This window comes from Undibacterium sp. Ji22W (assembly GCF_049340305.1).
Classification (GTDB): Bacteria; Pseudomonadota; Gammaproteobacteria; order Burkholderiales; family Burkholderiaceae_D; genus Undibacterium.
Genome location: NZ_JBMPOU010000001.1, coordinates 668,948 through 681,294, shown reverse-complemented (window position 1 = coordinate 681,294; position 12,347 = coordinate 668,948). Strand labels below are relative to the sequence as shown.

Genomic DNA, 12,347 nt, shown 5'->3' with positions numbered 1-12,347 from the left:
AGGCTCTATTTACTTAAGGTACGTGAACGTAGATATCGCATAGCTGGCGTACTGATCCACCGTTCCAGCAACGCACCAAACAACAAACAAGCCACTACCACGGGCACATACACCACAAACGTCCAACGCATATTCTCACCAAAATAAGCACGATAAGCGCTGCAAACCGACAAGACGATGAACATATGGCTCAGATAGATTTCATAACTCAAATACCCCATCTTCGCCAACCATTGCCACCCCCAACGAGGGCGTGGAGCGAGTCGCTGAGCTGCGAACACTAAGAGGCAAGCGGACAGGCACAAGAGCAGCATGCTGTAGCCATGTATCACTTTCCACACCTCGCTGCCGAAGAAATAAATCGCGATCAAGCCAATGCCACCCAATACAGCAATCGAACGCGCAAACTGTTCGCTGGTTTTCCAGATTTGTGCAAGCAGCGCTGTCAATACGCCGAAAGCAATGGCCGACATGCCTGGCAAGTAAGCTTTTTCTTTCCAAATTTCGTTACTAACGATCGCTTCACGGGTCCATGGCAATGAGAATGCCAAAATCAACAAAGCGGCGACCAACCAGCGTCTTGGTAAGACTATACACAGCAAGGGAAACGCGAGATAAAAAACCTCTTCGATAGACAAAGACCACAAGACATCCCAAGCGGCTGGCAGCCAAGTCGTTTGTCCTTCGTACCAATTCAAGTGCAAACCAAGCGCAGACAATAAAGCGCGCCATAAAGTTTGGCCTTTTTCTTGGACCACGTAGCCGTCAACACCAAACAAATGCATGAGGCTCAATACAACGAGTAAAAGTGCGAGCAATGGAAAGATACGGCTGAAACGTTGACGGTAGAACTGACGCCAATTGATCGCACTGAGTTCCCCATAAGTTTGCAAGCATCGCTGTGCAATCAGAAAACCAGACAAGACAAAAAACAGAAACACCGATTCATAGCCATTGAAGCTAATGCCATTAATGATGCGCTTACTCAAAAACTCCCCCGCCAAGCTCGGTTGCAAGGGCAAACGAAAACTCATGGCGAGATGATGAATGACGACGAATAGAATGGAAAACCCGCGTAGCAGGTCGATACCGAAATTACGTTGACTTGAACTAAGTTTAGTTGAAATTGCGTCTTGAGTCGGATGCATGAGGAGTAGTAAGCGTGAGCGAACCCGCATCCTACACAAAGCGCGAGGATAAACCAAGCACCGACTATTTGCTGCCGACAACGCCCGCAGATTTATCGTAAAGTGGTTTGTTCTTTTCGACGATATGAACAGTGAACAATTTCAACGAGGTATCACCAACAACCTTGAAGCCGCCATGTGGCACCATGCGTAAATTCATCAGGCTAGCACCCGTAGAGAGACTAAGCGACTCTTTTCCTGGCATTTGAATCTGAGCGCCCTGCACCACATACAAGGCTTCGATGCCGTGATGAAGATGCAAATCAATACCCTCGCCTGGCTGATATTCTGCGACGGACGAAATTACTTCCATGCCGGTAGCAATGCCATTAGGTCCTAGCAGTTCAACTCGTTGTTTTTCTTGGCGCTGCGGAGAATCGCTCAAGGCTTGCGCAAGTAGAGTCCCGCCGCTGCCAATCGCGATCAAACAAGCTGCCACCAACAATTGCCGTAAATTAAAACTAGCCATGAAGTACCTCCCGCTGATCTCACTAAAATATGCGGCTAAAAGCGCGAACTATCTTCTTTCAGAAACTCGATTTCTTCCGCCGTCGATTCGCGTCCCAAAATCGCATTGCGATGCGGGTAACGCCCGAAACGGTCGATGATGCGCTTGTGCTTTAACTCGAATTCGTAATTACCTTGAGGGGCATGTTCATGAAACAACTTTTCAGCAAAAGCGTGGATAACACGAGATTCACTATGCATGAATGGCATGTACAAAAAATTTCTTTCAATCGGGTTTAAGCCATGATCTGCCTGCGCCCTGATCGCCTCTTGTGCCAGCACCAAGGCCATGGCATCCTGCGCAAAAGCTTGCGGGGTATTGCGATACATATTGCGAGAGAACTGATCGAGGACGATGATTTCTGCGAGCCGACCATGGTCATCAGAACGCCACTGATAAAGCTCGCCTGCGGCGGCCTGTAGCATCAAGCTGTGAAAGCGACTTTGTATCAGTTGATCAAATTCAGGATCAACACTCCACCATTTTTTGCTGTCGATTTCTTCGAACCAGAAGTGAATAATGTCTTGAAACATGAGAGGCTTTCATGGGGAATCAATCCGCTCATTCTACCCGTGAAAGCTAAGTCAAGACAGCAAAGTTCAGTGTTGATCAACGGTCGAAATCAAACGCTCTGGCGCCAACACACCAAACTCTTGCAACTGTGCCGAGCCCAGTAATTGTCTCGCTGCTTGTTCAGGATCAACGCGATAAACTCGCACTCGTCCGAGCTCACTTGGATGAGCGACAGCTTCTTTCGCCAATGAAATCCGTTGTCCTTGCAAAAAGCGTTTAGATAAATCTTGGTTTAAGAGAACCTCAGGAAAACTCGATAACAAAGCATCGACAGGCGCCAACAAGGCATGACGTTGCTCTTCACTCATTTCTATCAATTGATCGAGCGTTACGGTATTTTCTAAAATAAGATGACCAACATGGGTGCGGCGCAATGCGTTTAGGTGCGCACCGCAGCCCAAAGCATTGCCGATGTCTTCACCTAAAACACGAATGTAAGTGCCTTTGCTACAGCGTACATTTAGGGTGAGAAATGGCGCTTCGTATTTAACGAATTCAAGTAAATGAATCGTCACCGGACGCGCTTCACGTTCAAGAGTGATGCCTTCGCGTGCATATTCATAGAGTGGTTTGCCATCGCGCTTGAGTGCCGAATACATAGGCGGGACTTGTTGGATGTCACCTTTGAATTGTTCTAAGACCGTCTGAATTTGTGCTTCGGTGACGTGCACTTCGCGGGTTTGTATGACTTCACCTTCGGTATCACCTGTGTTGGTGCTGACACCCAGATGCACCACAGTTTGATAGGTTTTGTCGGCATCCAATAAATCAGCAGAAAACTTGGTCGCTTCGCCAAAACATAATGGCAACAAGCCGGTGGCAAACGGATCTAAGGTCCCAGTGTGGCCGGCCTTAATCGCATTGAGCAAACGCTTCGCTTTGATTAATGCATCATTGCTCGACCAACCCACAGGCTTATCTAATAACAGCACGCCGTTGATGGGTAGGCGTGTTTTTTTCTTAATGGGTTGGTTCATATGCAGGTTAGAATTGGAAATTCAAAAAGTCTCTACTCAGCACTCATAAGGCATGTAGGGCGGGTAAAACCCGCGCCGCCAGCCTATCGAGCACCTGATCAGCGCGGGTTTCACCCGCCCTACGAAAACTGCAGTCTCTAAGTCTCTGCGGTTTCAGCTTCTTAAGAACCGAATCAGTCTTCGTTGTCGTTCTTATCTTCTGGAACGTGAGTCGCGTTCGCCTCATCGATCAACTTCGACATCGCGATACCGCGCATAGTGGAAGTATCATGGACGAAATGTAATTGCGGCAAAGTGTGAATGCGCAATTTCAAACCTAGCTGATTGCGCAAAAATCCTGCTGCCTTGTTTAAGCCTTCTAGGGTATTTTTGATGGCGGCGGGATCGTCCGCCAAGGTCGTGAAATACACTTTGGCATGGGCGTAATCAGGCGTCAATTGCACTTCAGTGAGGGTAATCATGCCGACACGTGGATCTTTCAGTTCCGACCAAATGATTTCGGACAAATCACGTTGGATTTGATCAGCAACGCGCAAACCGCGAGCTGGGATGGATTTACTATTTTTTGCCATAAGGATTACCGGTTACTTCTTTTATGTTCTATCAATCATTGAAGAAAGCTCGCTGCGCTTTTCAATGTTCGTCGCCATGATTCTTTAGGAAAAAGAATTGGCTTTTACTAGCATTGCATGCTGCCACTTAGACCTTCACTCTTCCGGCAAACGGTGCTTGCGAGGAAGATGCTACATTGTAGGGCGGGTGCAACCCGCGCCGCCATCGCATCACATATCTGAGCAGCGCGGGTTGCACCCGCCCTACGAGATCTAGAATTTCTCCCATTATTCTACAAAGGGAAGGAATTTTCAGTCTCTTTTCAACACTACAAAACTAAAGAGGAAGCTTGCGCTTCCTCTTTAGTCTTACTTCTTAATTGCTTACAGAGTACGGGCAATTTCCTGGATTTCGAAGATTTCTAAGAAATCTCCAACCTGGATATCGTTGTAGGATTTGAGTGAGAGACCGCACTCCATACCTGCACGTACCTCTTTGGCGTCGTCTTTGTAACGCTTCAAAGAATCCAACTCGCCAGTCCATGTCACCACATTGTTGCGCAACAAACGAACCGACGACGTACGCTTAACAACGCCTTCTGTAACCAAGCAACCTGCAATGGAACCCACTTTGCTGACGGAGAAGACTTGGCGAATCTCGACCATACCAATGATCGTTTCGCGCTTCTCTGGTGCCAACATACCGGACAGAGCAGATTTGATTTCGTCTACTGCATCGTAAATGATGTTGTAGTAACGGATGTCCACGCCATTCGATTCAGCCAACTTACGAGCGGAAGCATCAGCACGAGTGTTAAAGCCGATGATGACCGCTTTGGAAGCAACCGCCAAGTTGACGTCGGATTCGGAAATGCCACCAACTGCCGCATGTACCACTTGTACGCGGACTTCGTTGTTCGACAATTTGACCAATGATTGAACCAAAGCTTCTTGCGAACCTTGAACGTCGGTTTTGACGATGATCGGCAAGTTTTTGAGTTCGCCTTCGCCCATGTTTTCGAACATGTTCTCGAGCTTCGCTGCCTGCTGTTTCGCCAATTTAACATCACGGTATTTACCTTGACGGAACAAAGCGATTTCACGTGCTTTGCGCTCATCAACCATGACCATGACTTCTTCACCAGCCGCAGGGACTTCGGTCAAACCTTGAATCTCTACCGGAATCGATGGTCCAGCTGTGTGGATATTCTTACCGTTTTCATCCAACATCGCACGAACGCGACCATAAGATGAACCAGCCAAAACCACATCTCCGCGTTTCAAGGTACCAGATTGAACCAAGATCGTTGCAACAGTACCGCGACCTTTATCCAAGCGAGATTCAACCACCAAACCTTTAGCAGGTGCATCAACTGGTGCACGCAATTCTAAAACTTCAGCTTGCAACAAAACTTGCTCTAACAACTCGTCGATGCCCTGACCAGTTTTCGCTGAGACAGATACAAACGGTGATTCACCACCGTATGCTTCTGGAACGACGCCTTCAGCGATCAATTCTTGTGTCACGCGATCTGCATTACCACCTGGCTTATCAATCTTGTTGATCGCTACCACCAAAGGTACACCAGCTGCTTTTGCATGCGCAATCGCTTCTTTCGTCTGTGGCATCACGCCATCGTCTGCTGCAACGACCAGAATAACGATATCGGTTGCTTTCGCACCACGGGCACGCATAGCTGTAAACGCTTCATGGCCTGGCGTATCCAAGAACGTGATCATGCCACGTGGCGTTTCGACGTGATAAGCGCCAATGTGCTGCGTAATACCGCCCGCTTCACCGGAAGCCACCTTAGCGCGACGAATATAATCGAGCAATGATGTTTTACCGTGATCAACGTGACCCATCACCGTAACGACTGGCGCACGTGGTGATGATTCGTATTCTGCATGTTCAGCAACATCCGTCAGCATAGACTCAGGATCATCAATCTTCGCCGCGAAGGCTTTATGGCCCATCTCTTCAACCAGAATCATCGCTGTTTCTTGATCAAGAACCTGATTGATCGTGCACATTTGACCGAGTTTCATCAAATGCTTAATCACTTCAGAAGCCTTGACTGACATTTTATGTGCCAGTTCAGCGACAGTTAAAGTCTCTGGCACATAGACGTCTTTAATAACGGCTTCAACTGGTACCTGGAAATTGGTTTCTCTATCATCATGATGATTATTACGACGACCTTTAGGACCGCTTTTCCATCCATCACGACCAACTGGTGCTGCACCACGTGTTTTCAAACCACCAGCGCCGCGTTTTTTCGCGTCTTCTTGCCATGTAGAGGACACATTGGCAGATTTGATGGCTTTTTTGTCGGTTGGTGCGGCTACTGCCGGCTTCACTTCTTTCTTGTCACCAGGCTTTTTCTCACCAGGCTTTTTATCAGCTGGTTTATGTAACGTACCTTCTGCGACTTTAGATGGTGCAGCAACAACAGGAGCTGGCGGCTCGACCACTTTTGGTTTACGCGCTGCCAGCATCATCTCTTTAATCTGTGCAACTTCGTCAGCAACTTTCTTGCGAGCGTTTTCAGCATTGGCAGCACGTGCAGCCGCTTCTTTCACCGCCTCTTTGGCTTCAGCTGCAGCGGCAGTCGCTTTTTTCTTTGCTTCCTCAGCGGCTAGACGTTTTGCTTCTTCATCTGCTGCAGGTGCATCAGAAGCGACTTCCGAAACCGCTGGAGTTTTGCTTGCTTTCGCACGTTTCTCTTCCGCTTGTTTCGTTTTTTCTGCTTCTGCTTTTGCCTTCGCAGCAGCTTCCGCTTCGCGTGCCGCTTTCGCTTCTGCTTCTTTTTCTGCTTCAAGTTTAGCCAGTTGCTCTTGCTTCGCTAACAGCTCAGCTTCACGACGCGCTGCCAACTCTGCCTCGGCTTGCGCTTCTGCCTCACGACGCGCCATTTCCGCTGGATCAATTGCTATCTCAGGTTTCGCATTGTCTTCTGGAGAGCTTTCGTCCCGCTTCACAAAAGTGCGTTTTTTACGTACTTCAACTTGTACTGTGCGTGTTTTGCCTGTCGCATCAGCTTGTTTGATCTCGGTCGTTTCTTTCCGAGTCAAAGTAATTTTTTTCTTATCGGCATCAGGAGCCACGCCGTGCGAACGGCGCAAATGTTCCAACAACTTGTCTTTATCTTCTTTAGACAAGACGTCGGACGCAGACGCTTTTGTAACGCCTGCGGCATTCAATTGCGTGAGCAGTAAATCCGCTGACATTTTCAGCTCGGTGGCAAATTGAGCTACATTATTACTCGCCATTCAGTCCTCTTTCTTTGTTTGCGCTGTGATTTAACGCTATAAATTTAGTTAAATCCACGCTTAAATTATGTTGTTAACTCGTGATTATTTTGCTTCAACGAGTTTCCATGCTTTTTCCAATAAGGCTTTAGCATGTTCATCATATTTAGCGTCAATGAGTTTCATCTCATCATCAGTCACATCTTCAAATGCATTATCAATTAATTGACGCGCACGGTCTGTAGACAGAGCCAAAATCGCACCAAATTCATCGTAAGCTAAGCCACCGAAAGCAGCGAGGGTCTTAATACCAGCCAAGCCCAATTTACCTGCTGTTGCACGGCTCATACCTTCCAGATTAATCAATGCGTCTTCCACACCTTCTACACCTTCTTCAGAAGCAATCGCTTCTGTCACAAGTGCATCACGTGCGCGATTGCGCAATTCATTCACTGTATCTTCATCTAAGGCGTCAATTTCCAGCATTTCGCTAATTGGTACATAAGCGATTTCTTCTAAGCTAGAGAAGCCTTCGTCGACCAAGATGTCTGCAACTTCTTGATCCACGTCGAGTTTTTCCATGAACAGAGCACGGATGCCAGCAGATTCTTGTTCTGCTTTATCCGCAGATTGCTCTGCCGTCATGATATTAATTTGCCAGCCAGTCAATTCTGCTGCCAAGCGTACGTTTTGACCACTACGGCCAATCGCAATCGCGAGGTTTTCATCATCGACGACCACGTCCATTGCGTGTTTTTCTTCATCAACCATGATAGAAGAAACATTCGCCGGTGCTAATGCACCAATCACGAATTGCGCTGGATCTTCAGACCACAATACGATATCAACACGTTCGCCACCAAGCTCGCCAGTCACTGCTTGAACGCGTGAACCACGCATACCAACGCAAGTACCGATAGGATCAATGCGTTTATCATCCGTGTGAACCGCAATCTTAGCGCGCACACCTGCATCACGTGCTGCAGATTTAATAACCAAAGAACCTTGTTCGATCTCCGGCACTTCCAATTCAAACAATTTCATGATGAATTCTGGCGCGGTACGAGACAAGATCACTTGTGGACCACGTGCATTGCGGTCAATACGCAAGATGTAAGCACGAACGCGATCACCAACACGCAAGTTTTCTTTTGGGATCATTTGATCGCGCGGCAAACGTGCCTCGATACGACCAGATTCAACCACCGCTTCGCCGCGCTCCATGCGTTTGATCGTACCCATCACCAGGGAATCACCACGCTCTAAGAATTCAGCCAAAATCTGTTCACGTTCCGCATCACGGATACGTTGCAATACGATTTGTTTAGTATCTTGTGCAAAACGACGACCCAGTTCAACAGATTCGACCGGCTCTTCGATGTATTCATCGACTTCGATATCAGCGTATTGCTCAACAGCTTCGAAATGCAAAATTTCTTGATCTGGCAATTGCAAACCTGCCTCGTCAGCCACCACGTGCCAACGGCGGAATGTACGATATTCGCCCGTATCACGGTCGATTTCTACACGAATATCAACTTCACCTTCATAACGCTTTTTGGTAGCCGTTGCCAAAGCATGTTCCAATGCGCCAAAAACGATATCTTCATCAACGTTTTTTTCACGCGCCAGCACATCAACCAATAATAAAACTTCGCGACTCATGCTTTGCGACTCCTAAAATCCACTTGCGGCACTAAGCGTGCCTTATCTAAATCAGCGAGCGTAAACTCAAGCATCGCCGCGCCATCTTTTGTTTCAAATTCGAGCTTCAGAGTTTCCCCGTCTGGCTCATGCAATACACCTTCGAAGCTCTTACGATTCGCCATGCCTGGCATAGGCAATCGCAATTTCACATTGGCTTTTTCGCCGACAAAACGGACGAAATCAGCAATCTTCTTCAATGGTCGATCCAATCCCGGAGAAGAAATCTCCAAGCGTTCGTAAGCTACTTCTTCCACAGTCAATACGTGTGACAATTGATGACTGACTTTCGCGCAATCCTCTACTGTGATATGACCCTTTTCTTCAACATCTTCAGGCAAAAGGTCAATATACACACGAAACAAACCGCGCTCTGCCCGCTCAAAATCGACCAGATCATAGCCTGTCCCATTGACAGTCTTTTCAATTAATTCCAACAATTGCAAGACAATTCTCCGATAAACACAGATCTCGATTTTGCAGCAAATCAATTTAAGTTCAATTAACTTAATTTCACGCTCAAAAACGATTCGCCAAAAAAAAATGGGCACTAGCCCATCTTCTTAGCGCCTTAAACGAATTTAAGATAATGGTTAAAAACCAATCTAAAACCAACCCAAGGAAAAATCTGCTAACTACAAGATTATAAACGATTAATTACTCAATCGCAATGAGAAGTCGGTGAAAAACACAGCCTGAGCAACATCTTTCACCCACTTCCAGGCATTTAATTTTATGTGCCGCGGCGACGGCGTGCTGCAATCGCCTGACCAATCGCCGGCCCACTACCACGCTCAGTTGGCCCGCGACGATTTTGATCACGACTTGGATAACCTAAGGCTGTTTGCAAAGGATCTGGCTGACGACTGCGCGGCTTTCCACCATTTGCATTTGGCTTAGCAGTTTTACCACCCTGTGCACCAGCATATCCACCAGTACTTGCACCACGCGCTGGACGACCATTTTGAGGATTAGCAAAACCACCACGCACCGTAGGCTCAAAACTTCTTTGCACTGGTGCATCAAATGGATTCACATTACGTGGCACTTTGCCACCTTGCACGCGATTACCATTTGGCTTGCCCATAGGTTTTTCGGATTTTTCACCAGCAGTTTTTTCCAAACCACTAACTTTGAGCAAGCTACGCACTGCATCCTCGCCTAACTCATCCCAACGGCCGCGTTTCAAGCCAGAAGGCAAAGTCATCACACCATAGCGAGTACGAATCAAACGCGACACAGTCAAACCTACAGCCTCGAACATACGACGCACTTCGCGGTTTCGGCCCTCTCCAATGATGACGCGATACCATTTATTCACGCCCTCACCACCACCATCAGAAATTTTGGAGAATTGCGCCAGACCGTCTTCTAGCTCAACACCGGCCAACAGTTTTTGACGCATGCCTTCTTCCAAATCACCCAAAGTACGCACGGCGTATTCTCGCTCAATGCCGTAACGTGGGTGCATCAGGCGGTTTGCGAGATCACCCGACGTGGTGAACAACAACAAACCTTCAGTGTTGTAATCGAGACGACCAACTGCCAACCATTTACCCACCTTCATTTGCGGCAAACTATCAAACACCGATGCGCGACCTTCTGGATCACTAGTACTAACGATTTCACCGGCTGGTTTGTGGTAAATCAGCACGCGTGGCGGTTTTTTACTAACCTTACGCTGAATTAGTTTTCCGTTAATCCGCACTTGATCTTGCGGCAAGATCCGCTGACCAATATGCGCTGGCTCACCATTGACGGAAACGCGACCAGCAATAATCAACTCTTCCATATCACGACGCGAACCGAGACCAGCTTCTGCCAAAACTTTATGCAATTTTGGCGCATCATCATCGGCCGTTAAATCACGGCGCGGCTTCTTATTTTTATCGTTGCGTAATAGCTGAGTATCATCTGCTGCGTCATAGGCATCAGAAGTCACGAATGAAAACACATCATCCGCATCTGGTACTGCGCCACGACTATTTTGCTGACCCGGACGACGTTGAGTATTTTGGTTGCGCTGATCGCCGTTGCGATTTTGACCACCTTGTCCAGGTTTAGCCTGTTGACGATTACGTGGCTGACCATCGCGCGCCTGCCCATCACGAGGTTTCGCGTTACGGGAATTTGTTCTATCGCTTTGCGGACGACGTTGGCGCTCATTACTCTCTTCAACACCAACTTGATTCGCTGACTCCAACTGGGGTGCATTTTGCTGCAATGCATTCACTTCACGCGACTCAACTTGACGTGGCGCGCGCGGCTGACGTGGCGGACGCTCTTGACGCGGCGCTCTGGCAGCAGGCGCTGACCGCTCTGCAAAAGCTGATGCTTGAACCACTTCAGCACTGTCTGCTTCTGGCTTCAATCTAGGCTTGCGCGGTGCACGTGGCGCTTTAACAGCTGGCGCGCCGTCACTCACCGCATTTACAGCATCGGCAGTTGCATCATCGGTCTTTGCGACTTTTGGACGTGCAACGCGTTTTGCACGAGCACGCGGTGCGTCGGTTTCAGCACCAGGATTTTGCTGGCTAGAAGTATCGTCTGGATTATTTGTGTTCATTATCTGATTCTGGTTTGAAAGGTGTTAGAGCTTCAGCATCTGCTTCCACTACTTCATCTATATTCGTATCAGCCATCATTGCAACATCATCCAAGATCACATCACTGGCTGCTTCTTTTTCTAGAGCATCTGCAGCATTGCCTTCCGCTACAACATCACTCAATTCTTCTTGCGCACTTATTTGCACACTTATTAGCGCATTTACTTTAATTTCATCTTCAACTATTTCAATCGTATTATTTTCAACGACAACCGCAATAACATCTTCTTGAGAAACCTCGACCTCAAGCTCGCCATCTACATCAACATTAGAAAGCAAATCATCACCAAGCGTGTCAACATTCACCACAGGCGCATCAGCAACCTCAACCAAAGCCTCAATCCCGTCGAACATATTCAATTCTGGAGAGTCATCTTGAGAAGGAAGCCCGTCCTCAGCCTCTTCTTGACCAATCTGCTGCAAAGGTGGCAATTGATCAAGCGATGCCAAACCCAAATCACTTAAGAATTGCTTGGTCGTCGCAAACAAAGCTGGTCGCCCCGGCACTTCACGATGACCAATGGTTTCTATCCATCCACGGTCTTCAAGCGTCTTTACCATTTGCGAGGCCACTGCAACACCGCGTATTTCTTCAATATCACCACGCGTCACTGGCTGACGATAAGCAATGATCGCTAAAGTCTCCAAGGTCGCACGTGAGTATTTGGGCGGCTTTTCTGGGTTCAAACGATCAATGAAAGCACGCATCTCAGGGCGACTTTGAAAGCGCCAACCGGTCGATAAGGAAACCAACATAATTCCTTTATCCGACCAATCTTGACGCACTTCTTCCAGCATTAATTTGATCGTATCAGCACCGACCAAATCTTCTTGATCACTACTATCAACAAACAATTTTTTCATTGTATTAATGGTCAGCGGCTCATGTGCGCATAACAATGCGGTTTCGAGTACACGCTTGGCATCTGCAGTATTCATGCAAACTCTTTAGCTAACAGGTTGTGTTGATCTTAAGAAGTATTCAGTGA

The 12,347-nt window shown here is 47.6% G+C and carries 10 protein-coding genes; all 10 read right to left on the bottom strand.

Features of this window, described 5'->3' with window-relative positions; all coding sequences use genetic code 11:
• Window positions 1-5: 5 nt before the first annotated feature.
• Entirely contained in the window at window positions 6-1,148 is a 1,143-nt protein-coding gene (locus ACO0KW_RS02775) for an acyltransferase family protein (RefSeq protein ID WP_423050404.1), read from the bottom strand.
• 64 nt (window positions 1,149-1,212) lie between these two features.
• Window positions 1,213-1,656 (bottom strand): cupin domain-containing protein, encoded by a 444-nt coding sequence (locus tag ACO0KW_RS02770; RefSeq protein ID WP_423050402.1) that lies wholly within the window; start codon window positions 1,654-1,656, stop codon window positions 1,213-1,215.
• 35 nt (window positions 1,657-1,691) lie between these two features.
• Window positions 1,692-2,228 carry a DUF924 family protein gene (locus ACO0KW_RS02765; protein ID WP_423050400.1) on the bottom strand — a complete coding sequence of 179 codons (537 nt, stop codon included), beginning with the start codon at window positions 2,226-2,228 and terminating at the stop codon, window positions 1,692-1,694.
• A 66-nt stretch (window positions 2,229-2,294) separates the two neighbouring features.
• Window positions 2,295-3,245 (bottom strand): tRNA pseudouridine(55) synthase TruB, encoded by a 951-nt coding sequence (truB, locus tag ACO0KW_RS02760; RefSeq protein ID WP_423050398.1) that lies wholly within the window; start codon window positions 3,243-3,245, stop codon window positions 2,295-2,297.
• A 173-nt stretch (window positions 3,246-3,418) separates the two neighbouring features.
• Window positions 3,419-3,817, bottom strand: a complete 399-nt coding sequence (gene rbfA / locus ACO0KW_RS02755; RefSeq protein ID WP_423050396.1) for a 30S ribosome-binding factor RbfA — start codon at window positions 3,815-3,817, stop codon at window positions 3,419-3,421.
• Window positions 3,818-4,180: 363 nt separating this feature from the next.
• On the bottom strand, window positions 4,181-7,069 hold the full coding sequence (gene infB, locus ACO0KW_RS02750) for a translation initiation factor IF-2 (RefSeq protein ID WP_423050394.1): 2,889 nt from the start codon (window positions 7,067-7,069) through the stop codon (window positions 4,181-4,183).
• Window positions 7,070-7,153: 84 nt separating this feature from the next.
• Window positions 7,154-8,713 carry a transcription termination factor NusA gene (nusA, locus tag ACO0KW_RS02745; RefSeq protein WP_423050392.1) on the bottom strand — a complete coding sequence of 520 codons (1,560 nt, stop codon included), beginning with the start codon at window positions 8,711-8,713 and terminating at the stop codon, window positions 7,154-7,156.
• Entirely contained in the window at window positions 8,710-9,198 is a 489-nt protein-coding gene (rimP, locus tag ACO0KW_RS02740; protein WP_423050390.1) for a ribosome maturation factor RimP, read from the bottom strand. The genes nusA and rimP overlap by 4 nt, the downstream gene beginning before the upstream one ends.
• Before the next feature lie 287 nt (window positions 9,199-9,485).
• The gene (locus ACO0KW_RS02735; protein ID WP_423050389.1) at window positions 9,486-11,318 is read right to left on the bottom strand and encodes a pseudouridine synthase; all 1,833 of its coding nucleotides are present in this window, start codon (window positions 11,316-11,318) and stop codon (window positions 9,486-9,488) included.
• On the bottom strand, window positions 11,305-12,297 hold the full coding sequence (gene scpB / locus ACO0KW_RS02730; protein ID WP_423050388.1) for an SMC-Scp complex subunit ScpB: 993 nt from the start codon (window positions 12,295-12,297) through the stop codon (window positions 11,305-11,307). The genes ACO0KW_RS02735 and scpB overlap by 14 nt, the downstream gene beginning before the upstream one ends.
• Between the last annotated feature and the right edge of the window lie 50 nt (window positions 12,298-12,347).